Genomic DNA, 25,672 nt, shown 5'->3' with positions numbered 1-25,672 from the left:
CCGCATTCCTTTTTTGATGACAAAACACCGATGGAGGTATATCTTGACAACATGGCGGCATAATCAACCAAACCGAATACACCTTAAATCAGCCGTCAAACTGTCCAACAAACCAGGACCACCTCTTATTACTCATCGTTATACCTCAGTCGCTTGCCATCTAAACAGATTAAATTTATCCTCACCCATAAGTGTAGACCTAGTGAGACTATAACCACTTCTATTTTTTATTCGTTCAATTAAGGTAAGCTTTGCTTCACTAGATTTGAGTTCTCTATTTATATATGATTCAGCCCCGATAAATAGATCGGCAAGTTGTAAAAGCTCAATTTCATGCGAGCGAACAATTTGTATTTTTTGTATTATGTCCCTAGAAAAATCATACATATTATTGCATAATACTTCCTGTAATTTCTCGGATTTTGACGCGCTATTACTATCTTTAATATCCAAATATATATTATACTTGGTGTTTGGCTTTAGGATAATTTTAAGCATATCAAAATACATTTTATAATACCAATCATCATGCGTCTGATTAAATGAAGCATGATTCAACCTTGTTTTATCAGGGACTATCAATCCTCTAAAATGCAAATCGTTATCATCAAAGAAATAATCTACAATATTTAAGTAGAAATCTATCTTTGCAGGTGAGACCTTTGTCCATTTTATTTCAAAAGTCGATTTAAATCCATGATTTTTCTTAATTTCTTTAATCTGGCGGGAAATATATTTGACTTTCTCAAGTGGGCACCAGACTCCGCCAAGAATCATGACTTTCTGATGATCTCCTTGCAAATGACAACTTTCATCACAGTATATGTTTATGGTTTCAGCCATAAAGCCTCTCATTTATTTAATGTGATCATACTCAAATTGATTAAATTAACAACCTCACAGCCCCAACACATCCCCAATCCGGAGCATGCCCTCTTTTATCAGCACAAGAAAATCGGGTAGTTCCAAATCCAAATTTGAGCAAGCCGAGATGTTTTCCCGTTCGGCTCCGGCGGCAAAGCGTTTTTCCTTGAATCGCCTCAGCATAAAATCGACATCGACTCCCTCAAGCCGTTTACCGGGGTGCATCAAAGCGCAGGCCACCAGAAATCCGGTCGTCGGGTCGGTCGCGTACAGGGCCCAATCCAGGCGCGAGCGGCATGGTTCATGCCCCGGATGACACCGGATTGCCTGCATCATCTCATCGGGTAAATTGTATGACTTGAGCCATTCTTCGGTGATAAACGTATGCTTGTTCGGATTTTTAACCGTTTTATCATAATCAAGATCGTGCAAAAGTCCCGTCAATCCCCAGATATTCGTATCTTCATTACAATGCTCAGCCAGCCGTATCATCCCCGCCTCAACCGCATAAATATGCTTGCGCAGATTTATATTTTTGACTTTTTGTTCCACCAGCGCGGCGGCTTTGTCTCGCGTTATCATAATAACCTCAATCGAAAAATTTCCAGTTTATCCCCCAACTATAAAACCATCCCGAATACCCATATCCTTCCGGCGCGGGAAAAACCTGGCCGGTCGCGTTGTGCATCAGGTAATAAAATGTGAAAGTTTGCATCGAAGCGTTGACGCCCCATGAGAAAAGAGCCTCTGTTTCGAGCGGTTCCAAATTATAAGACAACGGCTGCTCGGTATGGCTCATCTCGCCAAACAATCGCATATAAATATCATATCTTGTTATGAGGAATTTAAGTCCCAACTGTCCGTATGTCTGCCAGCGCGGAGAATACGGCGGTCGATTGCCGTACCTGTCCGAATCAACCTTTCGCACCGTCGCCGAAACCGAACCATAGAAAGGTCCCAAATTTGAAAACGAGCCGGATAAATTTAAATCGGCAAATTGAATCGAATCATTTTGAGGAATGACTTCACCCGATGTATAAAACGGCGAAAAGCGGCGATCATAATAAATTGCTCGATTAAGTTTACCGCCGTTAGCGGCTATCAATATATTATAATTTTCCTTTTTGAATTGCAGACTTACGTTGCCTATTAATTTCTCTTCCGGCTGTAATCCGGGATTACCGCTTTCGGAATATGGGCCCGCGAGAACGCCCAGGCTGCCGATAGAGCCCGACCGGAAATCGGCGTATCGTTCGTCAAGTGTTGGAAATCTCATCAAATAGCCGACCGAAAGCATAGTCTTCAAGCTTTGGTTCCAATCATGCGACCAACCGACAGCTCCCTCAACAGCCGGATGATCCGTTTCAATATTTTTCAGACGCGCGAAAACAAACTGTGTGCCGCCCAAAAAAGACCGAAAATCTGCGATTGTAATCATGCCGTAATTTTGCGACAGATATAGCTGATTAATATCAAACTTATTTTTACCGCCGAGAATTGAAAGATAAAACATGCCGGCATCATGAATTCTCGTATAAGCAATTTGCGATGAATAATAAATCGGTTTAATAGTTCGAAACACTGAAGACGCAAAAGATGAATATCCTGACCTGGATGACTGATAATTGAAATTACCGGTCATTTGCCCGCCCAGAAAATCATGTCTGGTAATATTCAGACTGATTTTATTGTCACGCCGAAAACGATTGAAAGTATTTCCGCCCAAATCCGGCATAATCGGAAAACTCCCTCTGCGACGATAGACGTGGATACTCGACTCGAAATCGGTATTTCTCATTAGATGCCCGACAATCCGCGTCTTGACATAATAACTGTTATCATTGGCATCAGGATTGTATCCGTCGCCGTTGCGGTAATCGGTCGAAAAAGCGACCCCAAATCCATCTCCAAACATTCGCGCCAATCGTCCCCGAGTATGGGCGTATCCGAATGCTCCCCTCTCTACGGTGAATTGAGATTCCGCCTTGCCTTCGGGTATTGCAAATGGTTCCATATAAAGAGCTGACAATCCACCGGTGAAGGAACTAAGCGACGCCAGTGGGCCCTCAATGATTCCCGCCCGATCGATATCACCCGTTGAAAAATCGGAATAATCCAGCGCGCCATCGGGAGGAATGGTTCGGTCATACGGCAAAAACGGAATACTGCCATCGCTTATATACATCTGTTGGCCCGGCAGACCAAAGGGAGCAACCGTCGTCCGCAATGGAGTTTCATGATAAGACAACCGATAATAAGATGCCTCACTATTTAAAAATCCCGCCGCATCACGAGGGTAAAGATCAAAATCAATGACGTCAAATCTATGCCACTGACGAACAAAATAAAAATTCAGGCTGTCGGTAATTTTTATACCTGGAATATATTTCTCAGGGACCGATTCATCTGCGAGAGAATCAATTGTCAGACTATCGGCCATAAACAGGCTGTCGTGAGGATTGTTTAGAGTACTATCAATCGTGAATGAACTATCGATTGGATTGAGAACAGAATCTGAGGGCATCGTTCCCCCATAAGCTGGGACGACGATCATTATTATCAGAATATAAAGTAGCAACAAAAAAAACCTAAATTCCAATTTTACTCTCCGCACTACACAACTTGACAATCACCGGATAACAAACCGGGAATATCACCATATTCGAGAAAATCGTAAAAAGCGCGAATGACATTCCCGCCAGCAGATATTCCCAGAATGGACCGTACAGCCAGGCTTCAACACCGTTTAGTAAAATCTGAAAAACAAGCCCTGAAAGCAAACCATAAATGGCGAAGATGATAAATCCGGTTGGCGACACTTTTTTGATAAAGGGAAACCCATACAAAAATCCGCCCAGAGCGCCCACCAGAATCATGCCGACAATCTGAGATATCATTGTCGGGACGGTCGCCATACCGTACGGATTAAAAACAGTCCATAAAAATTCGCCGATCCCCCCGACAAGTATCCCAACGCGAATACCATAAATAGCCCCGGCGGCGAATATCACGATAAAAATCAAACTGACATTAGGAATATAAAAACTGGCGTATGCGAAGACATAAGCCAGAGCGGAAAAAATCGCCACTCTGGCTATAAGCCGACTGCGCTTCATCATCGCAGAACCATAATTTTCTTCAAATATGTTTCACCACCGAGTTCAATCACGGCTATATATGGCCCGGCCGCCACTATCTCTCCATCATTGTTTTTGAAATCCCATCCGATAGTAAGGCTGCCGATCCCGGATAAACTCATGTCTATATCCCTGATTTTTTCACCAGACATATTCAGAATAGTGACTTTCATTAATTGGTCGGAATTTCCCGGCGCGATGACCGCTTTGAAAGTCACTGAATCATGCGACTGAACCCAGCCAGGATTGGGATAAGGATCAAATACCTGGTTCCCGCCGGCTACATCAATCGTAAAAACCGCGTCGGAAATATCAAAACTGGACGGATTATCAGCATCGGCGATACGAATTAAACATTCTGTAGAAGCCAACTCCGGTACTGTCCATGTATAAGCCGCGTCCAAATTGCTAACTTCGGCGATATCGCTCCAACTCACGCCATTGTCGGTTGACAAATCAATATCAACCGTTGTGATCGAATCGGCAAAAAACCATGAGATATCATAGACCATACCGGCATAAAGGACTTCGCCGCCGTTTGGCCGTATCACTCCCTCCCCCAAAGCCGAAATAACCATCGAATAATCTATGGTTGAATCGATAGTTCCCAAAACCGATGGGATCAAAACGATCTGATTAAAGCTGGAAGCGTCGGGAATTGATATATGTGTCGTATTTTCATCATAAATTTCGGGATCAAAATAAATCGGGTCCGCCGAAACATTCGACGGCAAACCGACCACCTGCAAATCCCATGGATATCCCGGGGCGGGGTTGAAAGTGATTCTAATACCTTCGGTCATTGATGAAAGATTATTTAGCATGATATAATTCGCCGCCCAGCAATCCGGCTGCAGAGAATCATCAACCTGAATAACCGCCGGATAAGAATTAACCTCATCGGCGAGAAGAACCATGTTATAGAGATCCGCCTCCTCAAAATACTCTCCCGGTCTCGCCCTCAATCCCGTAAACAGGTTCCACAGCGCGAATTCCCGAAATAAGCTCGACATCGACTCTGTTCCGCCTGATCGGGTGTTTATGACATCATCTGTAGCAGATACCCAATTGGGTCCCTGCGTCGCACGGCAACTATCCCATATCTGAGTGATAATTTCGGAATCATATTTTTGAGCGAGAAATAACGGCCAGACTACCGAACCATACATATGTAAATTCCTATTTTCGTAAAAGCCTGTTTGATATGTTCCGAATCGCAAAGAATAATGCGGGAAGTTATAGAAAAATATCAGGTAAAACTTCTCATAATCATTGACATCATCAAAATGTTCTTCTTCCATGAAAACCGCCGACATCTCTATCCATGAAGCATTTAAATCTCTGGGAATCGGCGTCGTTTCAACTTCCGCGATATCATAACTGAACTGGATAACATGAAATATTTCATGGGCCAGCGTCACAGACAGCGCTGCCAGGCGATCATTCTCATAACCCTGAAAACCATCATAATCATTTTCCATATATAGATATGACGTATATGTTACCGGTGTAACCATCGAATCGGCAAATGTGGCGCCGTAAAACGGGACATCAGAAAAGTAAATATCAATTCGTCCGTCGCCGCCGCCATTGTAATATCCATCAGACAAAGGCACATCATATCCCAAATCATCGATCAGATGATCATAAACCTGCTCGGAATATATGCCAGCCATAAATATGAAATTTGGCGTTCCCGGGAGGCTATCCTGCCTGTCAAATTGGTATATTAAATCCAGGCCGGTGTCGGTATAATGAAATAAGAAATGCGTGGTACCGTACGTAAACGACATGGAATCCAGTCTATCGCCAAAATCCAGAGTCGCAGTGGCCACATTATCCGGCCGTTTGTTATGCAAATCAAGAAAGATAGGCGTACCGCATTTTATCGGCTGCTCTTCACCGGCGGCCATCCTCTGTTTATAATCTTCCAGATATGTTTTAACATCAGAAGCGTATTTGAGCCATTCCTCCGCCGACATCGCTCCGGCTTGTATATTCTGAGCACATAGAAGCACAATTATCAAAATCAATGATTTTTTCAAAAGAAATCTCCTGTTCCAAATCAATTCCGCAGTTTTTCCCAGACTGATTTCATCACGGTTAAATATTCGTACGGTACTTTTTCATGGCCGATATTTCCATAACGCCCGGTCCGATTATGTGAATCCGAGCCGCCGGTACAAAACAATCCCAATCTCTCGGCCAGTCTCCGGTACCGCTTGCGTTTCGCCGGTTTATGAGTCGGATGAAATATTTCAATACCATCCAGTCCCCAATACGCCATCTCCTCAATCAAGTCATCTTCATTGGTCAATCCGGGATGAGCCATGACGGCCACTCCCTCGGCGTTATGAATAAGCTCAATCGCTTCGCGGGGAGTTAGTTTGGCCTTGGGAACGTAAACGGGGCCGTTCAAACTCAGGTAATCGCGAAACGCTTCCTCGTAACTCGAAACCACACCATGCCGGGCCATCACTTCGGCCACATGCGGCCGCCCTATCGGCGCCTTGTCAGCCAATTTCACTATTTCATCGTAATCTATCTTTATACCGAGACCGCTCAGGCGCTCAACCATCTTTTTACTCCGTTCGAGACGAATCTTACGGAATCTATCAAGCGCTTCCAATAGTCTCGCGTCATCGGTTCTAAAGAGATAACCAAGTATATGAATATCATCGTCAGCCTTGGAGGCCGAAAGCTCAATTCCCGATATTACCTCAATTTCTTTACCGGCGTCGCAAGCGACGGCCTCGTCTACTCCCGAAACGGCATCGTGATCGGTTATGGCAATTGCTTTCAAATCGAGGGCAATTCCGATTTTAACGGCTTCAGCCGGTGATTGCCGACCGTCGGAATGGTCGGTGTGTATATGCAAATCAATCAGGTCAGGCATTAATTAATTTCTGCTCAACAATACGCGCTACTTCATCGGCCAGCGTCTCTCCTCGCGTTATATAACCCTCAATCTCGCCGGAAAGTTTCTTGACAAAGTCTTTATCCGAAAGACTGGAAAGGTTAATACGAACATTTAAGATGGCTCCGTCCATGGCTGCCTTGGCCATGAGAGCGCCTACTCCCGAATCGGTTATGGAATTCTCATTCCCTTTTTCCGCGACAACTTTCAAAAGAGATAATACTTCAAGTGATTTTCTGGCGACTTTCAGCGGTACCAAAGAAGCCCCCTTGTTGGCGTCTTCTATCACAGTAGCCCTATGTTTGACTTCTTCTTCGGTATCTTTAGGCAGCTTGAAAGCGGCCATAACCCGTTCAAAAGCCTCTTTATCTTTAATTATCAATTCCGCCAGTTCCCCGCGCAAAACTTCACTGCGCGTAAGAATAGCCGAAATCTCATCATGAACCGCCTTGTATTTTTTCTTTGTCACCGTCAAGCGGCTGACCATTGAAGCCAGAGCCGCTCCGAGAGCTCCGGCCGCCGATGCCACCGATCCGCCGCCGGGAGCCGGAGTCGCCGCAGCAACTTCATTGAAAAATTCATCGACTGAACTCTTTTGCATCTCGGCCGACTTTATTAGCTTCTCTTCAAATATCTGATCCTTGGAAAAATTCTCCAAACGCAAATAGTAATCAACCGCCTTAACCAGGGCGTCATTGGGAACCAATCCGACTATTTCGGAAGACGTAACATTAACGCCGTACCGAGCCGCCTCGAGCTTGATCGTTTCAAAGACCCGATGAATCGGCGTCTTTTTGTAATTGACCAGATTCATCGAAACTTGAACGCAATTGCGCTCCTCAATCTCAAATCCGAGTGCCTTGCAATACATGAATCCGCCCGAGCGAGACCTGATCGCTTTGGCTATCTTTTTGGCGACTTTAATATCTTTGGTATCAAGATAGACGTTGAACGCGACCAGAAACATCCGAACTCCAATTGCCGTCGCACCCGCCTTGAGATTCATTTTCTCCGGCCCATAATCAGGTTTTTTCTTTGGGTTGCTGCCGATTGCCTCGCATAATCCTTCATATTCCCCTGTGCGGACCTTGGCCAAATCCTTGCGCCGAGAAATGGTTGCTGCCTCCTCGTACAAAAAGACCGGTATCTGAAGCTGCTCACCGACATCCTGGGCCAGCTCTTTGGCGAGTTGAATACATTCCTTGACGGTTATATCAGATATGGGAATAAAAGGACAGACATCGGTAGCTCCCATACGAGGATGTTCACCTGAATGTTCGCGCATATCGATCAGTTCGGCGGCTTTTTTGTAGGCCCGAAACGCGGCTTCTTTCGCTTCCATTGGCGGACCGACAAAAGTCACCACCGCTCGATTATGACTGGGATCCATTTCTTTATCTAAAAGGATGATATTATCTACCGAAGTAATTTCTCGAATAATCTCATCGATAACTTCGGGGCGGCGCCCCTCCGAAAAATTGGGAACGCATTCAACCAGTTGTGCCATATTTTTTGACTCCGTTGATTTTATTTCAGACGTTTTCTTCGTCTGAGCGATTTACGTAATTGAGATTTTAGCCCCCATGCCAACAAAGGAATCATGATTTCATGATGACCGACAAAATTATAGCCGATTCCTCCGTGCATGGTCGGCCTTTTAACCACATTCATCGACGGGCGGTAATGCATAATCATATCGAAGTTGGCCGTGATTATTTTCTTCGGACGCCCGTAGATATTGCGCGCCACCGTCAGAGCTTTCAGAAAAACTTCCGGTAAAATAACCGCCGAACCGATATTTATAAACACACCGCCGTTTTCGCCTTTGGATATTTGATGCGCCAGTATCTTAAAATCCCGATGGCTCGCCCGAGCCGTGGCTCCGGCATCGTACTCAGGATGCTGGCAAACAATATCGGTATCAACCGCGATATGTATCATCGCCGGAATTTTCAATTTATAACAGGTTGCCAGAAGAGAATATTTCGAAAAACGTGCCTTTTTTGATACCAATACTTCCCCGGCCGCCTGCCCCAAACCGATATTTTCATCTTCAGCCAATTTGACAATTTCCGAAAACAGTCGAGACGTTTCGCGCGACATCCCAAAACTTCCATCGCCGATGCCGGCCGCTACATCTTCCGAAGTTTTTCCCGCAATCGCGATCTCGCTGTCATGAATAACTCCGGACCCGTTAAGGCAAATCCCGGTTACCAAATTTGATTTCATCAAATCGATAATGACGGGTGATAATCCGACTTTGATTAAATGCCCTCCGGCCATGATAATAACCGGCTTATTTTTCTTACGCGCCCGGATAATACCGGCGATTAAATTCTTTAAATCATTGGCTTTTAAATACCCCGGGAGGCTGTCAAAAAATTTGTCCGCCCCGGCAACAGAAGGAATTCCGGCCAGAGACTTAATCGATGCTAACGAGGGACGGGATTCTAGCGAAATCGTTTTTACCCGACTCAAATCGACCGAATCAAATTTTTTCCTCAAAATTCCTCCAATTGCCCCAATGTATAATCGGTCAATTCAGCCGAAATTGATCCCACGACAACTTTTGATTTCATTAATACCGGCAGGCGCAACCGATCGGCGGTCATCCAAACGGTAAGTTTACCTTCATGCTTAAAAACTCCGGCCGACTGAAGAATAGGCTCCACCACCAGGCAATCAAACTTACCGGCTTTGGTTTTTATCGTTTCGCGTTTCCGAATCTTAACTTCCAGAGGATATTTTTTTCCATCCGTGAAGTTATCTATGAAAATTGATTTACCCACTTCGAGTTTCTGGGTACGAATAAAATAAAGGATGGACAAGGCATCCTGAACGTAAGGAGCCACTTCAATCGTATCATTTTTATAAACCACCGAATGATTAATCTGATCAAATTCATATTTCCGATGCGCTCGATATTTTCCCTCCCGCAAATTTTTATCGAATTTCCATGAGAAAAGCCCAATGGCATCAACAATTGATTCGACCCTGTCCTTGACCGGATAAAAGGAGGAAAAGAATTTATTTGAATTGGCGGTCGTTATAATCTGATATGCCGGTCGATTATTAAACTCAATCAATTGCGCGACTTCCATAGTCGCCGTACCGGCGTTTATAAATCCGTACCCTATGTCAAAATTTAGCTTTTCGCCCACACCAAAAGCATTGTTTTCAATATACCTGTTTATCTCTTCGGGGGCGTCAATTGCCGGTTTGCTCTCATCGGGAACATTATCCTGCGCCACTCCGTATTGCACGCGAGCAAAATAACCAAGGGGTGTTAATCCACCCACGACTAACAGAAAAACTATGGCATTTTTTATTATCGTTTTAATCATCTGCCCCGGTTGTTCCCATTTTCTTTTTTGCCAATTCAATTATATCGGGAAGTATCCGTCCCAATTCCTCACCGATTTCCAGAAAAGTATGATTATATATATCCAGCGAACCGCCGATTGGATCGGGCACACCTTCGCCGTCATCGCCGGTCTCAGGAAATTTTTTCAACAAATATGTTTTAGCAGCCGCTTCGGGACTCACCGAAATTATCGTCCGGTAATGACCCGATGTCATGGCGAGAATCAAATCGGACTCCTCCAAAAGTTCAGACGATAACGGCCGGGAATGATGCCTGGATATATCGGCGTGCCAGGTTTTGGCGGCTTCAATAGCGTATAGTGTCGCCGGGCAACCAGGGATCGCTCCGGTCCCGGCTGATAACACGTCTATATAATCTACCCCACGACCTTCAAGTAATACTCGCATAGCTCCCTCGGCCATTGCCGACCGGCAAGTATTACCGGTACACACGAATAATACTTTGAATCGGCTCATCTAATTGATTTCCGCCAACGCTTTTTCAATTTCACGTTCAGGTATCATACCCGGCCTTAGAATTTTCGTATCATCCCCAACCCACAACACCGTCGAAGGCGTTATGGCCCGACAGGGCCCGGCGTTAACGTATAAATCTACAGCATCACCTAGTTCTTGCCTGATAGAATTAATATCCGAAGAACCGCATTGACCGCTGATATTGGCCGATGTAGCCGTTACCGGGCGATCCATGCCTGACATTACGGCCGCAATTACGGGCGATGAAGACAGGCGCAAACCAAAACCGAGTTCGGATTTATACTCGGAAGGAATAAAACTCTGACCTTTCCTCTCCGGCATAACCAGAGTTAATGGTCCCGGGAGAAATTTTTCCGCCAACTGCCGGGCGATTTTATTTATCATGCAAAACTTTTCGGCCATATCCATATCTTTTACAAACAAAGCCGGTTTCAAATCGAGATTTCTTTTTTTTATCCGCCCAATTTTCTCCAGAGCCGATGCGTCGGCTCGAACCGACAGAGCATATTGAGTTTCGGTCGGTAAAACAACAATCCTTTTCCCGTTTAAGGCCGCAATTATTGTTTGAACTGTTTTATCTTCAGGGTGAACCGGATCACACTTTATTTCCCGACTCACCGCTCATCCTCCAGGTCTTCAATCACACCTTCTTCTAATACTTTGGCTGAATCGGCTTCAGGAGTGGGCAAAATTGGCTCTTCATCTATCATAATATCCGGAGCTGGACGCACCCGTAAATTAACTCTCGCTACCCAGGCGCTGCGATAACCAATGGAACGAATCTCGGGTATCATGTTTTCGGCTTCTTCTCGTTTGGCAAAATCACCCACCCGGAGCTTATAATAGGGCACCTCGTAATCGAGATATACCGGGAGATTGAAAATCTCATCGGCAATCGCTTTTTCCTTACGGGCTTCGGTATATAATCGAGAAGTAAATATCTGCACCCGATAAACGTCGGTCGGTGATATTTGCGACTGAAGCGAGTCAAACTTATTATAGGTAATATCAACCGGAGATACTAATGAATCCCCCGCATCAGGTGCGGCAGACACATAGATTGGATAGACTTCCGGAACAACCTCACGATCTATCGCACCAGCCATTGGATCTAATGGTACGCCACTGGCCGTTTGCTCGGCCGGTTCAGAAACGGTGGAAGTACGTTTTGTGCATGATTGGCTGATAATGAGTAAACCGAAAGCGAAGATAATTGTTATAATATATTTGACAGACATTTACAGAAATTTCCTCAAATCTTCATCGGAGGCGATTTTATCCAGCAAGCCTTTTATTTTATCCAGATGAGTTTTGTGAGCCACCAAAACAACATCGCCGGTACGGACGACCACCAAATCTGACACGCCCAGCGTGGCCACCAAACCGCCGGTATCATTTACAATCGTGGATTCAAATGTACCAGCCAGCACCGCTTTGCCAATAACGACATTATTTTCTTTATCAGTATTTTTAAATCGCTGCAAAGCCAGCCAACTGCCAATGTCGTCCCAGGTGAATTTACCCTGTAAGGTCAGGACATTATCGGCCTGCTCCAGAATCGCGATATCAATCGATACCGGTTCGGCGTCATCATAGAGTTTTTTTCGCGTCTTCTTTTCGCTGCTCTTCCCGATATGCCTGGAGTACTCCATTAGCTGCTGATGCATCTCCGGCATATGCTTTTCAAAGGCTTTTAAGATCGAGCTCACCGACCAGATAAACATTCCCGAGTTCCACAGATGTTTACGTCCGTAATAATATTGCTGTGCCACGGTAGGTCGCGGTTTTTCCTTGAAGGCCGATACTTTGCAAACCGAGATCCCATCCACTTCGTATTTCTCATCACTCAGTTCGATATAACCATATGCTGTTTCGGCGCGCGAGGGAACTATGCCAATCGTAATCAAATTATCCTGTTTGGCGGCAATCTTTGTTCCCGCCCTGATAGTCGCTATCAGCTTCTCGGCCGGTTGAATTAAATGGTCAGCCGACAGAACAACCATGATTCCCTCAGGATCACGCTTTTGTAAATGAACAGCGGCGTACCCTATCGCCAGACAGGTATTGCGCCCGGATGGCTCGCACAGCATGTTCTCTTCTTTTATAAGTGGACATCTAACCAGAATCGCGTCCTTGATGTTCTCGCCGGCGACGACAACCGTATGCTCAATGGGTATAAATTCATCAATCCGCTTAATCGTAACCTCCAGCATACATTTATCGTCGGTAATCGACAATAGCTGTTTGGGTCGGGATTCGTTCGACAGAGGCCAAAACCTCTCTCCTTTTCCTCCGGCCATAATGACACTATAAATCAACGGACATCTCTCCTCTAAAAAATCGGCCAACTTACTCCAGCATAAGATAATACCCCAGCCCAGATTCAAAGTCAAGTAAAGTTTAATCGACCCCCAATTAGCCAAAATCAATTTTGGCACAAAAACAGTATTGAGGTGTTTGCTTTCTGGAATAAAAACCCGTATTTTTACAATGTGTGTTTGTAGATATATTGGTACATTATTCGTACAAAGGATCAGCCATGGAAAATATTAATCTGTACGCCGGGTGGATTGGAATTTTTTTGGGATTTGTCTCCGGAGCCGTGCCGGGAATGTTTTTTTACAAAGAAGACTGGCTCGGCGGTTACGCCTCGTGGCGCCGCCGAATGATTCGCCTCGGGCACATTGCATTTTTCGGAATCGGGTTTATCAACCTGGCTTACGCCCTGACTCTTTTGACGCTCAATCATCCCGGTTATCCCATCACATCAATTATGCTCATCATCGGAGCTATTTCCATGCCGGTCGTATGTTATCTATCCGCTTTCAGAATGTATTTCCGACATCTGTTTTTTATTCCCGTACTTAGCCTGGTTTTGGGTGTCGGAGTATTTTTATATGGAGTATTATTCGAATGAAAATTGCCCTTATAGCCATGAGCGGTATCCGTGTCGCCGATACCGAGCTTCTCGAAATGGGTTTGACGCTGCCCGGTTTCGTAGAGAGAAGTAAAATTATCGCGTCGCTTCCCAGTCTGGGTCTTTTGACCCTGGCCGGCATGACCCCAAAATCACACCAGGTCGATTATTATGAAATCGCCGACCTGCAGGAAAACATCAAAGGCAACTCCATCCCCCAGGATTACGACCTTGTTGCCATATCCAGCTACGGCGCCCAGATAAACGAAGCTTATCTGTTGGGCGACATCTATCACAAAAACAATACTCCGGTTGTCATGGGCGGGTTGCATGTCAGCTTCGTCCCCAAAGAAGCCATAGCCCATTGCGATGCGGTTGTCATCGGCGAAGGCGAATTGAGTTGGCCTGATGTTCTTAAAGACGCCGAGAACAAATCTCTCAAACCGTTTTACGGGTCGATTGACGAGGAATATGATTTAAACGACGCGCCTCTCCCGGCCTTCGGACTGCTGGATATTGACAAATACAATCGCTTAACGATTCAGACCAGTCGCGGCTGTCCGCATCAATGTGAATTTTGCGCCAGTTCGACTCTGCTCACCGATAAATACAAACAAAAACCGGCCGAAAAAGTCCTGGCCGAAATCGATGCCATCCTCGAAATCTGGCCCAAACCGTTTATTGAATTAGCCGACGACAACACGTTTATTAATATCTCCTACTGGAGAGAATTATTGCCCGAAATTAAAAAACGCAATATCCGCTGGTTTACCGAAACCGATATATCAATCGCCAAACATCCGGATTTGCTGGAACTGATGCGCGAAAGTGGATGCGCCCAGGTGCTTATCGGACTCGAAAGTCCGCTCGAACCGCCTCTTGACGGCCTGGAAATCAGAAGCAACTGGAAAATGAAACAATGGACCAAATACAAAGACGCTATCCGGACGATTCAATCGCATGCCATCAGCGTCAACGGCTGCTTTGTCCTAGGGCTTGACGGCCAGATGCCGGAAATTTTCGATACTGTTTTTGATTTCGTCGAGGATTCTGATTTGAGCGAAGTCCAGATCACGATTCAGACCGCCTTCCCCGGAACGCCTTTGTATAAAAGACTCCAGTCGGAAGATAGAATCATCGAAGAAAACGCCTGGCACAAACTGAGCCTGTTTGATGTCAATTTTATCCCCAAAAATATGAGCCTGACAGAGCTTCGGAGCGGGTTTCATTCGCTGGCGGAAAAAATATACAGCGAAGAAGTGACTCAAAAACGCCGCGAGAAATTCAAAAGTCAGTTGCGCCAATATATAAAAAAGCATAAATAGACTTTCACAGGGAACGATCAAAGCAAGGGAAGTCAATTATGAAATCACACAAATGGATTTCAGTTTTATTCTGGATCGGCGGGATCTATGACGGACTTCTGGGGCTGTTATTTTTGTTGTTCGGGATGTCCATCTTCGAGATGTACAATATCACCCCACCCAATCATATCGGCTACATTCAATTTCCAGGTGCGCTTTTAATTATCTTCGGCCTGATGTTTATTGCCATCGCCAGAAATCCGGTCGCCTGGCGGCATTTTATAATTTACGGTATCCTGCTAAAAGTTGCCTATTGCGGAACCGTATTCAGTCATTGGATTATATCCGGCCTGCCGTGGATATGGAAACCGTTCGCCATTTGCGATTTGATTTTTGGCGTGCTGTTCGTTATCGCGTATTTGCAATTGAAGCGGCCTGAGTAGAATAGAATGCGGGGATATTTACGATCCTCCTCTGCCTGGATGCGCTGAGTGATGATTCGGTGACACGCCCATCCAATATGATTATTTTTTCGGCATGACGAGTTATGCCAGCCATTGCACGACAACTCAAGAGTTATCCACATTTTCTCTTCTAATAATTCCTTGTAATTTCTTGTTTCTATTTGAGTTACACCGAATTGGGTTCGTTTTGTCCTTTTTCAGGCGAAGGCCTGTTTTTGGCTGTCGGGGATGTCATCCCTTTTTGGCTGTCGCGTAGATGACCCGGATTTTTGGCCAAAGATTTGATGCCCGGCATGTGTCCACATTTGCTGGAAAAATGGGTTTGTTTCCTCAGATTAACGTTTTGGGTCATATCAACAGGCGAAAGCCTGTTTTCAACTGTCGGGGATGTCATCCCTTTTTGGCTGTCGCATAGATGACCCGGATTTTTGGCCAAAGATTCGATGACCGGCATGTGTCCACATTTGCGGTAAAAATGGGTTTGTTTCCTCAGATTAACGTTTTTGGTCATATCAAATCGGTGGTGATTACTAACACACCCCGTCCCCCGTTTCACGGGGGCCACCCCTCTCAAGAGGGGAAAAGGTAAATGCATTTTTTCCCGTAGGGGTCGCTCGCGAGCGATGCGAAGATTCGGCATGAAATGTGGGGCGGGCTCGTCGCGACGAGCCCCTACGGACGATTGTATTTTTGCAATATGTTCCATCTTACTTATGAGGATGAATTCAGAAAATGCGGTGGATTGGTTGGATAATTGAATTTACTCTTTGCGGGAACCCAGTCGAAAAGACGCTTTGCCAATTTTTCGGATAGGCCATTAGTTTGGCTGAAGCCCGTTGGGCTTCATCGCTACAAAAGTATGGAGTTTAGTAATTAAGGGCAAATTGGATGAATTTTTGAAAATCAATAATGTGATAGCGGGAACCCACCGTCCCCGTTTAACGGGGACAATGGGCCACCGGTCATAAGTTTTTGGCCTGCGTCAGGTCACAATTTTGTTTTCACAAAATCAAGACCTGCCGCAACTCCCGGCGGTGGTTTTTCAATAAGCCCCAAACTGTGGGGCGCCCGGCAGTTGTTATATGTGACGTTTATACGGCCGTCTTAGGGCCAGGACAAAAAATGATAAAAGAACAATCACTATGATTATCTCCAAATTGGCAAAAAACCTCATATCCAAACTCACGAGACACTTGTCTATTTCAGAGCGATTAAACGATATGAAGGAGAAATTTTTGTAGAATGCTTTTTTGTAATTTTCTGTCAGCAAAAAACAGTCGGCGGGATTGGGCGAAAACTCATAACGAACGACCGGGGGATTGTTCTTTGCCGGTTCACTCGATGATTGCAAATCAATTCCCGAGTAGAGAAATAAAGCCGGAAACAGTATCAGAATTAAAGCCAGCCAAAACAGGGGAAGGATAAAGCTCTCGCCATAGTAGGAAATCAGTTTATAGAACATATTTGTACAGAAAAATCGCGAAAATTCGCCTTTGCCTTTTCTGGCCATCTCCTGTTCGCCAATATGAAAATCACCGGCTTCACTGTAAAAGCATTTACCGATATAGTTAATTTGGAGGCGGCGGTACAACTGAGCAATCAGGTCATAATCATATTTACCGTTTTTACCATTTTTAACCGCATCATATACGGCATTGGTCTTAAACCATTTAAAAATCCCTCCGGTCTTGGCCCAATTTACATCAATAAATTCAACTTTCGTTAAATCTGTTTCCAGAAATTCGCATTTACTCAGATTGATCTTTCTAAAAACAATTTCCGCATCTTCGGGAATTCTAATGCTTGAAAAATCAGCTGTATCCTGAAATACCGGTTCATCTTTCTTATTATTTTCACCATCAAATCTAACAATTGTTTTTTCGCTTAAAGACATCCATTTAAAATTAACTGTCTTTTTAAAAGTAGCAGATATGAAGTCCGCTTTACCGCCAAACCCGGCCCACCTGAAGTCTATCTCACCGTCAAATTTGGTATTCCAGAAGTTCGCGTTACCGCCAAACTTGGCTTCCCCGAAGTTCGCTTGACCGTCAAACTTGGTGGACAAGAAGTACGCTTCACCGCCAAACTTGGCTTCATAAAAGGACGCTTCACCGCCAAACTCGGCTTCATAAAAGGACGCTTCACCGCCAAACTCGGCATGATAGAAGTTCGCGTCACCGTCAAACTTGGCATGATAGAAGTTCGCGTCACCGTCAAACTTGGCAGAATAGAAGTCCGCTTTACCGCCAAACTTGGCAAGTCTAAAATATACATCGTGCTTAAACTCTGTTTCTCTAAAATTAAAATCTTTAGGAAATACAAATTCGGTAAAGTCGTGGTAATCTTCTCTATCAAGCTGTTTCTGTACTTCAGTTCTAAACTTCTCTATATCTTTATCGGGATCGTCCGAATGACAGATACAATGTTTATCGTCATACAAAGGACGATTGCAGGTTTTAAATGTATAAATAGAAGGATCCCAAATTTGCCCCTGGCATGTTTTTATTTCTTCCGGCATATTATCAGTACTCCCCCGTGATAGATAAATTCAATGTAATAAAACGATGTCAGGCATTGGATGCGAACATTTATAGATTATAACATACCTTATTTTTTTAATTAATCAAGTGTCACGAAGAAAAAAACCGGCGGGTGCGTCACAGCTTTGTTGTGGGAAAACAAACACACCCCGCCCTGCGGGCACCCCTCTCAAGAGGGGAAATGGCCTGGTTGAGGGAACAGGCGAAGGTCTATTTTTGGCTGTCGGGGATGACATCCCTTTTTGGCTATCGCGTGGTGTATCAAATTAAGAGGATAATTCCAAGTTAGTTGAATAAAGTTTGAGTTTGCATGGATTCCAGCTTTCGCTGGAATGACACAGTAAGTAGGGCAGCATCCCTGTGATGCTGCCATAAATATAATTATCCCGCTTCGCGAGATTGTCGGGAGCGCGGGGCTCCCGACCTACTGTTTAATAAGATTAATTAGCTCTGTGAATATTTAAAAGTGTGTAGCCTCTCCGCAAAAAAAAATACGCCATCAGGGATTCGAACCCCGGACCAATTGATTAAGAGTCAACTGCTCTACCAACTGAGCTAATGGCGCATCAAAATGAGGGTGGAAGGGATCGAACCTTCGACCACCTGCTTAAAAGGCAGATGCTCTACCCCTGAGCTACACCCCCATCTTTTTTTATGGCTGTCAATATAGTCTATCCGGCCTAAAAGTCAAATTTTTTTTGCATCCTGATATATGGAACGAAAAGGATCAGACCGATTATTGTTTTGTTTCACCCGCCCCCTTGCTTTTTGCCGATTATTTGCCTATTAGTGGGGCAGACTGAAAGGAAATTGATTTATGCGCTACATGCACAACAATGAAAAACTGGAAATAAAGCCGCATCTCCCAGTCATCCCTCTCCGCGATGTAGTGGTTTTTCCATATATGATATATCCTCTCCTGATCGGACGCCAGATGACCGTCAACGCCCTGCAGGAAGCGATGGTCCGGGACAAACTCATATTTCTCGTCGCTCAAAAAAGTCCCTCGGTGGACCGTCCGACCAAGAGTGATCTATATTCGGTCGGGGTTATCTCGCGCGTCCTTCAGGTAATGAAACTTCCTAACGGAACTATCAAGGTTCTCGTCGAAGGACTTCTGCGGGCCCGACTTATGTCTTTGAAAAAAACAGGCGGATACCAGACGGCCCGGATTCATGTCATCGAACCGGAGCGCAATATTGAGGATACTGAGACTGAGGCTCTCGCTCGTCGCGTGCTTGATCTTTTCAATGACTACGTTCACCTCAACCGCCGCATCCCCAATGAAGTCATAACGCAACTGGCCAATGTTTCCGATCATCGCCGTCTGGCCGATACGATTTCGGCCCAATTGGTGCAGAAAAACAATCAAAAACAACATATCCTCGAGTCCGAATCAATCAAAGAACAACTTTACTCTCTCATAGATTTATTGACCTCCGAAATCGAAATCCTCAAGCTCGAACAGCGCATCGACGGCACCGTCCGGGAATCATTGTCGCGGTCCCAGCGAGAATATTATCTCCAGCAGCAGATGAAAGCAATCAAAGAGGAACTGGGGCAATTCGACGACACTTCCAATGAAATCGACGAGCTTTATCTCAAGCTCGAAGAGCTCGATCCGCCCGAACCGGTCAGGGCTCGGGCCGAAGACGAAATCAAAAAGCTCTCGCGCATGCATCCTTATTCCGCCGAAGCCGGTGTTGTCCGGGGTTACCTTGATTGGATATTGATCCTGCCCTGGAATGTCCGCACCCAGGACCGCACCAATTTCAAAAAAGTTCAGAAAATACTCGATGATGACCATTATAGTTTGGAAAAGCCAAAAAAACGAATAATGGAACACCTGGCGGTGCTGAAAATGGCCGGAAAAGTTCGCGGCCCCATCCTCTGCCTGGTCGGCCCTCCCGGCGTCGGCAAGACATCGCTGGGTAAATCGGTGGCACGGGCGCTCGATAGAAAATTCGTACGCATGTCGCTCGGCGGCATACATGATGAAGCCGAAATCAGAGGTCATCGACGGACTTACATAGGTTCGCTTCCGGGAAGAATCATTCAGTCGATCAAAAAGGCGGGCTCGGCCAATCCCGTATTTCTCCTCGACGAAGTCGATAAAATCGGAGCCGATTTCCGCGGTGATCCGGCCGCGGCGCTTTTGGAAGTGCTCGATCCCGAACAAAATATCGCCTTTTCGGATAATTACCTGGAGCTCGATTTTGACCTTTCGGAAGTTTTGTTTATTACTACCGCCAATACTCTCCATGAAATTCCGATACCTCTTCAGGATCGTATGGAAATTATCCGCCTCCCCGGATACCTTGAATTTGAAAAAGTTGGTATCGCCCGGCAGTTCCTGATTCCCAAAATCAAGGAGCAGCTCTCTATTAAGCACATTGGTATTAAGATACCAAGAAAGACTTTGACATCGATTATTCAGGATTACACCCGCGAATCCGGCGTGCGTGAACTTGAACGAAAACTGACCGCCATTTTCAGAAATATCACTCTCAAAGAAGTCACCCGCAAAAAACACCGCTCATACAAACTCGAACCGAAAGATATTGTCAAATTAATCGGGCAACCGACTTATCAGTTTTCGGAAGTTCCGGAAAAAGCCGAGCCCGGTTACGCCATCGGCTTGGCCTGGACCGAAACCGGGGGAGAGATTCTGCCGATTGAGGTCGCTCTGATATCGGGACAGCATAAACTAACGATGACCGGCAAGATGGGTGAGGTCATGCAGGAATCGGCCACGGCCGCGTTGACCTACATTCGGGCTAACGCGGAACGATTCGGCATTGACGGCAAAATCATAAACGACACCGAGATTCATATTCACATTCCGGAAGGCGCCATCCCCAAGGAAGGACCTTCGGCCGGAATAACCATGATCGCGGCTATGATCTCGGCCTTCACCGGTAAATCAGTTACAACCAATATTGCCATGACCGGCGAGATTTCGTTAAGCGGGGATATTATTCCTGTCGGCGGGCTGAATGAAAAACTATTAGCGGCTAAAAGGGTCGGGATAAATGAGATTATCGTGCCGTATAAAAACGCCAAAGAGATTTCCGAGTTGCCCAAAGATTTGACTAAGGGCTTGAAACTGCGAAAAGTCAAAAAGGTTAACCAGGCCCTGAAAATAATCTTCGGCCCCAAATTCATAAAACCGGTGAGAAAGGCTTCGACGAGGAAAAAAGGAAAAATGTGATAGCATTAAATCGTTTACGTAATTGTAATACATGCGTAAAATGATTAGAGGTATTTCTGTATTAATGCTGTACTAGGGTAAAGAGATTATTTTAAGTACGCTGAGATTAGTCTGCTGTTAACATTGTGTTCTACGTGTTTATTGCTCGGGCGTGACAAGCGGCATTTTCAATTGCAAGTCTTGTTAGATCGCCTGCCAATTGTATTACTACCGACCCCTTCCAGCGCGCATGACACCATCCCCTCACGAATTAGAGTCCCCGGCAACTCCGGGGTGGTTTATGGGGGCATGGCGTCCGTACTTCACATCCGCCCCGCGGAACCGTCGCAGCGCGGGCGGCAGGAGTTCCACGTACGACGCAATCAGGAGGAGCAGGTTTGCCCAGAAAAGGAAGCCAAAGAAGCCGTAACCGAAGAAGTTGCCGAAAAGATTGAAGAAGACGATGTTGGAGACGACGATTGACGGTAGAAGAAGAAAGAACGTCACGGCCACGCGCGTAGAAGATGATTTGACGCCTTTTTCGGACGGGGGTTCGATTCCCCCCACCTCCATTTATAATTCATTGATACGCAATATATTATATCGTTATCAGATTCGGTGTATAAACCTCCAAATGGCTGGATGTAAAGGTATCTACTATTTACCAGTGGACTCATATCGGGTATATTCCGCATATGAAATTAGGCAGGTTTGTTCGTTTTAAAGAAAAAGAAGTCCTTAAATGGCTTGAATCCAAGAATAATAAAGGTAGATTGACAAAAGTGATTGAAATTGAGTTATGAAAAAGATATATTGTTATACTAGTCTACTATTTCGATTAGGAGGAATATATGGCAGATATAGTTAGCGACGCTGCTGACCGAGTCTCCGATGAACCAATTCCGGAAGATATAACATCAGCAGGAGGCCTTTTGGTTTCTCTGATTGACGAAGCGTCTTATGTTGGTGAAGTCTATTCATTAGGATATGATAGAGCATTGGTACAGATTCATGATTTTCATCGCCAAAAGGTGGGTGGGATTCCGGCGTTGTCTTTCCTAATAGCAACGAGAATAAAACCTAATTCTGAAATTGATTTAAGAAAGGAAGATGCATCTGTAACTCTGTTAAGGGTCATAAATCAAGCCAATTTACCAAATTCAGAAGAAGCCCTTCGTATTCGGGTCGAAAATGCTCAAAGGGTTAGTGGTGAAGTGGATAAAGATTGGGATGATAAGGGAATTATGGATCCTACAACTTATAATCTCTTAAATTTTGCCGGCCTTGAATGCAGAGTTATGGGCACTTACTATATTTCAAATCTTGGAACCGATGAATCCCCTGTTTATAAGCTTACGTTCGGTTCTGATATAAGCAATTACTATCCTAATCAAGGATTGAAAGTTTATAAACCAACTGGGAAAGTATTGGGAAAAGTTGCTAATTTCAGAGATCCAAGAAATGATAATCCAGAATGTCTTGTTGAATTTGGAACGATACGATACGCTTCAAGTCATAGGTCATTTCAAAACATTGATGGTATCAATGTTTCGCTAACACCGATTGATTTATTAGGCCAAAAAACGGCGCTATTCGGGATGACTCGAACAGGCAAATCAAACACGACCAAAATTATACTGAAATCAATATTTTCCTTACGATGGAAGGAAAATCGACAAAGAATTGGACAAATAATTTTTGATCCAAACGGTGAGTACGCTAATGAAAATGTCCAAGATGCTTCTGGAACAGGTGATAATCCGGAAGCAATAAAAAACGTTTGGAAATGTGGACCTTCGGATAAACATGATTCTCTTAAGCAAGATATAATAACTTACGGCATTACAAAACATCCATTAGATCCGGATAGAAAATTAATGCTGCTAAATTTCTATCTGGATAAGAACATACAGATCGGAAAAGAAATTATAAATAGTACTTTACCTGAAGGAGATACAAAATATATAAGGAATTTTGAAGATGTCGATTTCGAGTCTCCAGATCCAAGTGACTATTCTGAAATGACACGATATAAAAGAAGACTACTTGCATATAGGACATTATTATTCAAGGCAGGATTAAAACCTCCATCAAACTTATCGCCACAAATCAAAGGACTATTTAAGTCAAAATTAATTAAAGCAATGGAACAAGATTTACAAAATAGCAGTGGTGGAGATCCTGCCGCTTATGGAAGTTGTGCTACAATACTTAAAAAGACAAATCCTAATTGGTCAGAAATGATTCAAGTTTTTGAATCATTATTCAACTATATTAAGGATCGTGGTTCAGGTTATGGAGCATTTAATATGCAATATGTCCAACAAAGCTCTTCTGGAAATTGGGCAGATGAAGCATTTCTTAAAATTCTTGAAATGTTTTTCCGCCCCAATGGCGCACGTTTAATCGGCCGTATTTTAGCCCAGCATACAGATAGTAATACAGAAGATTATGCGGATGAGATATATAAACATTTGGAAAAAGGATGTCTAATAATTGTAGATCAATCAAGCGGAAATCTTGAATTAAATAAAGCAGCAGCAGACCGTGTAATGAAAGTGATTTTTAAACATAATCAAGCTAAATTTAGGCATGCCAAAGCCCCCACTCAATTACTTGTCTATGTTGAAGAGGCTCATAATATTTTACCCTCTTCAAAAGAAATGGATTGGCAAGATGTATGGGTAAAGACGGCAAAAGAAGGAGCCAAATATAAAATTGGATTAGTTTATGCAACTCAAGAAGTCAGCTCAATACAAAAAAACATATTAAAAAACACTTCAAATTGGTTTATTGGGCACTTGAACAATACTGATGAAACAAGAGAGATTAAGAAATTCTATGACTTCGCCGATTTTGAGGGTAGTATTTTGCGTGCCCAGGATAAGGGATTTATTCGCGTAAAAACACTTTCTAATCCTTACGTTATACCAGTACAAGTTGACCGTTTTAGTATATAAAGGGGAATTATGCCATACGATGGTGAATATGCAAAGTATCAAACTATAAATAGGATATCTGAAACAGAGAGAGTGAAACAGCTCTTAAATAGAGCTAAGGTTTCGATTTCCGATGAAGAAAGAGAGTTGATTAAGCCTTCCAAAGCCCCATCTCGTGAAGACAATGTTGCCCAACTTGTATTAGCGATAGATGGTAGTAACACTGAAATAGATATTAAAAGCGATTATCCTGGTGCTAAGATTGGTTACTGTACGGTTGCATGCGTATTAATTGATTTGAGATTGGTTGAAAAATTAGAGTCAAATAGGCCTTTTGATCCCGTAAAATTTAGAAAAACTGAAAAAACGGCTACAATTGACGCCGCATTACCCAGTAGTAATGTAGTGACAAGAAGACAAATTTCTGCAAAATCATCATTTCGTGATGAGCTATTTGATTTATTTGCCAATTATACATTTGATGAAGAAGATAAAACAACCCTATTGGAAACTTATGAAGAACTGCTCAAAGTAAAACCTACAACAAATCCTGCCAAGTGTCCATACTCGGACTGTGATGAGATATTGGATATTAAATCTGGCCATGGCAATTGTGGTAAATGTAAACGACCAATTTACTCAACAGATGAACTAAGAATCCATGAAAGATTTAATGAAATGGGTTCAAATGCTGAAGCAATTAGCTATGTGATGCAAGTTTGGGAAAGAATATTCTTGATTCACATTTTAAGAGGTTTCGAAAGAAAGGGATTACTCAAGAATTTGGATAAAATAGCATTCTTCCTTGACGGTCCATTGGCTATTTTTGGCCCTCCGGCATGGTTAAGTTCTTCAATAAAAAAGGAATTAAAAAGAGTTAACTCTCTGGTATTGGCAGAAACAGACAAAGATATAATATTGGTTGGTATTGAGAAAAGCGGCGGATTTGTCTCTCATTTTGAAGGGCCCTGTCAGGAATTTTGTGTAAACAGTTAATTTGTTTTTTCAAATCTTCGGTACTCTTTCGCCAAATCGTATCGCAAATTGATGGACTGCCAGCGACCAGTTCCTAATCGGCATGGTCCATTTTTTCATAATATTATCAAGTGCCATATACAGCAATTTAATAGCTGACTCATCATTTGGAAAGCTGTTTCTGTTTTTTGTTACCTTTCTTAAAGAAGAGTTCAAAGATTCAATGGCATTGGTTGTATAAATCACTTTGCGTATTTCTTCAGAATAAGCAAAGAAAGGAATGATCTTTGGCCAGTTGGATTGCCAGGACTGACTGACCATCGGATACCGTTTATCCCAGATTTGAGCGAACTCCAAAAGAGCCGTTTCAGCCTGTTCAACGGTGACTGCTTTGTAGATCGTTTTTAAATCTTGAGCCATTTTCTTACGGTCTTTATAGAGCCTGTAAGGAATTTTGTGTAAATGTAAATAATTGATTATGCTTCGAAATTAAAAAGAGAAGCATTTACACAGGAGAATTAACATGAATTCGATTGATCCCGCTTTAATTAAAGAACTTCTCAA

The 25,672-nt window shown here is 43.9% G+C and carries 23 protein-coding genes and 2 tRNA genes; 7 read left to right on the top strand and 18 right to left on the bottom strand.

Features of this window, described 5'->3' with window-relative positions; genetic code table 11:
- Positions 1-138: 138 nt before the first annotated feature.
- The 13 genes from V3V99_02935 to V3V99_02875 form a co-directional block, all read right to left on the bottom strand.
- Positions 139-843, bottom strand: coding sequence for a DUF3800 domain-containing protein (locus V3V99_02935; protein MEE9441605.1), 705 nt, complete (start codon positions 841-843; stop codon positions 139-141).
- Positions 844-897: 54 nt separating this feature from the next.
- The gene (locus tag V3V99_02930; GenBank protein MEE9441604.1) at positions 898-1,446 is read right to left on the bottom strand and encodes an HD domain-containing protein; all 549 of its coding nucleotides are present in this window, start codon (positions 1,444-1,446) and stop codon (positions 898-900) included.
- A 7-nt stretch (positions 1,447-1,453) separates the two neighbouring features.
- Complete coding sequence (locus tag V3V99_02925) at positions 1,454-3,388, bottom strand: hypothetical protein (GenBank protein ID MEE9441603.1); 1,935 nt, start codon at positions 3,386-3,388, stop codon at positions 1,454-1,456.
- Between the two features lie 64 nt (positions 3,389-3,452).
- Positions 3,453-3,983, bottom strand: a complete 531-nt coding sequence (locus tag V3V99_02920) for an ECF transporter S component (protein ID MEE9441602.1) — start codon at positions 3,981-3,983, stop codon at positions 3,453-3,455.
- Complete coding sequence (locus tag V3V99_02915) at positions 3,980-6,046, bottom strand: MXAN_6640 family putative metalloprotease (protein MEE9441601.1); 2,067 nt, start codon at positions 6,044-6,046, stop codon at positions 3,980-3,982. Before V3V99_02915 ends, V3V99_02920 begins: the two co-directional genes overlap by 4 nt.
- 20 nt (positions 6,047-6,066) lie before the next feature.
- Positions 6,067-6,897, bottom strand: coding sequence for a PHP domain-containing protein (locus V3V99_02910; protein ID MEE9441600.1), 831 nt, complete (start codon positions 6,895-6,897; stop codon positions 6,067-6,069).
- The gene (gene ftcD, locus V3V99_02905; GenBank protein ID MEE9441599.1) at positions 6,890-8,425 is read right to left on the bottom strand and encodes a glutamate formimidoyltransferase; all 1,536 of its coding nucleotides are present in this window, start codon (positions 8,423-8,425) and stop codon (positions 6,890-6,892) included. Before ftcD ends, V3V99_02910 begins: the two co-directional genes overlap by 8 nt.
- A gap of 20 nt (positions 8,426-8,445) precedes the next feature.
- Positions 8,446-9,423, bottom strand: a complete 978-nt coding sequence (locus V3V99_02900; protein MEE9441598.1) for a hypothetical protein — start codon at positions 9,421-9,423, stop codon at positions 8,446-8,448.
- The gene (locus tag V3V99_02895) at positions 9,420-10,262 is read right to left on the bottom strand and encodes a DUF3108 domain-containing protein (GenBank protein MEE9441597.1); all 843 of its coding nucleotides are present in this window, start codon (positions 10,260-10,262) and stop codon (positions 9,420-9,422) included. Before V3V99_02895 ends, V3V99_02900 begins: the two co-directional genes overlap by 4 nt.
- Entirely contained in the window at positions 10,255-10,758 is a 504-nt protein-coding gene (locus V3V99_02890; GenBank protein MEE9441596.1) for a low molecular weight protein arginine phosphatase, read from the bottom strand. Before V3V99_02890 ends, V3V99_02895 begins: the two co-directional genes overlap by 8 nt.
- On the bottom strand, positions 10,759-11,397 hold the full coding sequence (locus V3V99_02885) for an L-threonylcarbamoyladenylate synthase (GenBank protein MEE9441595.1): 639 nt from the start codon (positions 11,395-11,397) through the stop codon (positions 10,759-10,761).
- Complete coding sequence (locus V3V99_02880; protein ID MEE9441594.1) at positions 11,394-12,017, bottom strand: SPOR domain-containing protein; 624 nt, start codon at positions 12,015-12,017, stop codon at positions 11,394-11,396. Before V3V99_02880 ends, V3V99_02885 begins: the two co-directional genes overlap by 4 nt.
- The gene (locus V3V99_02875; GenBank protein ID MEE9441593.1) at positions 12,018-13,127 is read right to left on the bottom strand and encodes a sugar phosphate nucleotidyltransferase; all 1,110 of its coding nucleotides are present in this window, start codon (positions 13,125-13,127) and stop codon (positions 12,018-12,020) included. It abuts the gene before it with no gap.
- 191 nt (positions 13,128-13,318) lie between these two features.
- On the opposite strand from V3V99_02875, the gene V3V99_02870 reads away from it, so the two are divergent.
- From V3V99_02870 to V3V99_02860, 3 genes are read left to right on the top strand one after another with little or no spacing between them, the layout of a single operon-like run.
- Entirely contained in the window at positions 13,319-13,696 is a 378-nt protein-coding gene (locus tag V3V99_02870) for a hypothetical protein (GenBank protein ID MEE9441592.1), read from the top strand.
- The gene (locus V3V99_02865) at positions 13,693-15,021 is read left to right on the top strand and encodes a radical SAM protein (protein MEE9441591.1); all 1,329 of its coding nucleotides are present in this window, start codon (positions 13,693-13,695) and stop codon (positions 15,019-15,021) included. The genes V3V99_02870 and V3V99_02865 overlap by 4 nt, the downstream gene beginning before the upstream one ends.
- A gap of 38 nt (positions 15,022-15,059) precedes the next feature.
- On the top strand, positions 15,060-15,443 hold the full coding sequence (locus V3V99_02860; protein ID MEE9441590.1) for a hypothetical protein: 384 nt from the start codon (positions 15,060-15,062) through the stop codon (positions 15,441-15,443).
- Positions 15,444-15,630: 187 nt separating this feature from the next.
- Here V3V99_02860 and V3V99_02855 read toward each other — a convergent pair whose 3' ends face one another.
- The 4 genes from V3V99_02855 to V3V99_02840 form a co-directional block, all read right to left on the bottom strand.
- Complete coding sequence (locus V3V99_02855) at positions 15,631-16,020, bottom strand: hypothetical protein (GenBank protein ID MEE9441589.1); 390 nt, start codon at positions 16,018-16,020, stop codon at positions 15,631-15,633.
- A gap of 522 nt (positions 16,021-16,542) precedes the next feature.
- Positions 16,543-17,982: a pentapeptide repeat-containing protein gene (locus tag V3V99_02850; protein ID MEE9441588.1), complete on the bottom strand. Its 1,440-nt coding sequence runs from the start codon at positions 17,980-17,982 to the stop codon at positions 16,543-16,545.
- Positions 17,983-18,496: 514 nt separating this feature from the next.
- Positions 18,497-18,569 (bottom strand) — tRNA-Lys (locus V3V99_02845).
- Positions 18,570-18,576: 7 nt separating this feature from the next.
- Positions 18,577-18,648 (bottom strand) — tRNA-Lys (locus V3V99_02840).
- 173 nt (positions 18,649-18,821) lie between these two features.
- Here V3V99_02840 and lon point away from each other — a divergent pair.
- From lon to V3V99_02820, 4 genes are all read left to right on the top strand, one after another.
- The gene (gene lon / locus V3V99_02835; protein MEE9441587.1) at positions 18,822-21,215 is read left to right on the top strand and encodes an endopeptidase La; all 2,394 of its coding nucleotides are present in this window, start codon (positions 18,822-18,824) and stop codon (positions 21,213-21,215) included.
- A gap of 288 nt (positions 21,216-21,503) precedes the next feature.
- A complete protein-coding gene (locus V3V99_02830; protein MEE9441586.1) occupies positions 21,504-21,677 on the top strand; it encodes a hypothetical protein in 174 nt (57 codons plus the stop codon).
- A gap of 368 nt (positions 21,678-22,045) precedes the next feature.
- Positions 22,046-24,154 (top strand): DUF87 domain-containing protein, encoded by a 2,109-nt coding sequence (locus V3V99_02825; GenBank protein ID MEE9441585.1) that lies wholly within the window; start codon positions 22,046-22,048, stop codon positions 24,152-24,154.
- A gap of 9 nt (positions 24,155-24,163) precedes the next feature.
- Positions 24,164-25,129 carry a DNA double-strand break repair nuclease NurA gene (locus V3V99_02820; GenBank protein MEE9441584.1) on the top strand — a complete coding sequence of 322 codons (966 nt, stop codon included), beginning with the start codon at positions 24,164-24,166 and terminating at the stop codon, positions 25,127-25,129.
- Positions 25,130-25,138: 9 nt separating this feature from the next.
- Here V3V99_02820 and V3V99_02815 read toward each other — a convergent pair whose 3' ends face one another.
- Positions 25,139-25,561: a transposase gene (locus V3V99_02815; protein ID MEE9441583.1), complete on the bottom strand. Its 423-nt coding sequence runs from the start codon at positions 25,559-25,561 to the stop codon at positions 25,139-25,141.
- Positions 25,562-25,672 lie beyond the last annotated feature (111 nt).

Source organism: Candidatus Zixiibacteriota bacterium (assembly GCA_036480375.1).
Taxonomy (GTDB): domain Bacteria; phylum Zixibacteria; class MSB-5A5; order GN15; family JAAZOE01; genus JAZGGI01.
This window is presented reverse-complemented; position numbering and strand designations above follow the sequence as displayed.

Bases quoted from the DNA above. Each gene is read 5' to 3' on its own strand.
- V3V99_02935 (MEE9441605.1), bottom strand. From the start codon at position 843: ATGGCTGAAACCATAAACATATACTGTGATGAAAGTTGTCATTTGCAA.
- V3V99_02930 (MEE9441604.1), bottom strand. From the start codon at position 1,446: ATGATAACGCGAGACAAAGCCGCCGCGCTGGTGGAACAAAAAGTCAAA.
- V3V99_02925 (MEE9441603.1), bottom strand. From the start codon at position 3,388: ATGCCCTCAGATTCTGTTCTCAATCCAATCGATAGTTCATTCACGATT.
- V3V99_02920 (MEE9441602.1), bottom strand. From the start codon at position 3,983: ATGATGAAGCGCAGTCGGCTTATAGCCAGAGTGGCGATTTTTTCCGCT.
- V3V99_02910 (MEE9441600.1), bottom strand. From the start codon at position 6,897: ATGCCTGACCTGATTGATTTGCATATACACACCGACCATTCCGACGGT.
- ftcD (MEE9441599.1), bottom strand. From the start codon at position 8,425: ATGGCACAACTGGTTGAATGCGTTCCCAATTTTTCGGAGGGGCGCCGC.
- V3V99_02895 (MEE9441597.1), bottom strand. From the start codon at position 10,262: ATGATTAAAACGATAATAAAAAATGCCATAGTTTTTCTGTTAGTCGTG.
- V3V99_02890 (MEE9441596.1), bottom strand. From the start codon at position 10,758: ATGAGCCGATTCAAAGTATTATTCGTGTGTACCGGTAATACTTGCCGG.
- V3V99_02880 (MEE9441594.1), bottom strand. From the start codon at position 12,017: ATGTCTGTCAAATATATTATAACAATTATCTTCGCTTTCGGTTTACTC.
- V3V99_02870 (MEE9441592.1), top strand. From the start codon at position 13,319: ATGGAAAATATTAATCTGTACGCCGGGTGGATTGGAATTTTTTTGGGA.
- V3V99_02865 (MEE9441591.1), top strand. From the start codon at position 13,693: ATGAAAATTGCCCTTATAGCCATGAGCGGTATCCGTGTCGCCGATACC.
- V3V99_02860 (MEE9441590.1), top strand. From the start codon at position 15,060: ATGAAATCACACAAATGGATTTCAGTTTTATTCTGGATCGGCGGGATC.
- V3V99_02850 (MEE9441588.1), bottom strand. From the start codon at position 17,982: ATGCCGGAAGAAATAAAAACATGCCAGGGGCAAATTTGGGATCCTTCT.
- lon (MEE9441587.1), top strand. From the start codon at position 18,822: ATGCGCTACATGCACAACAATGAAAAACTGGAAATAAAGCCGCATCTC.
- V3V99_02830 (MEE9441586.1), top strand. From the start codon at position 21,504: ATGGCGTCCGTACTTCACATCCGCCCCGCGGAACCGTCGCAGCGCGGG.
- V3V99_02825 (MEE9441585.1), top strand. From the start codon at position 22,046: ATGGCAGATATAGTTAGCGACGCTGCTGACCGAGTCTCCGATGAACCA.
- V3V99_02820 (MEE9441584.1), top strand. From the start codon at position 24,164: ATGCCATACGATGGTGAATATGCAAAGTATCAAACTATAAATAGGATA.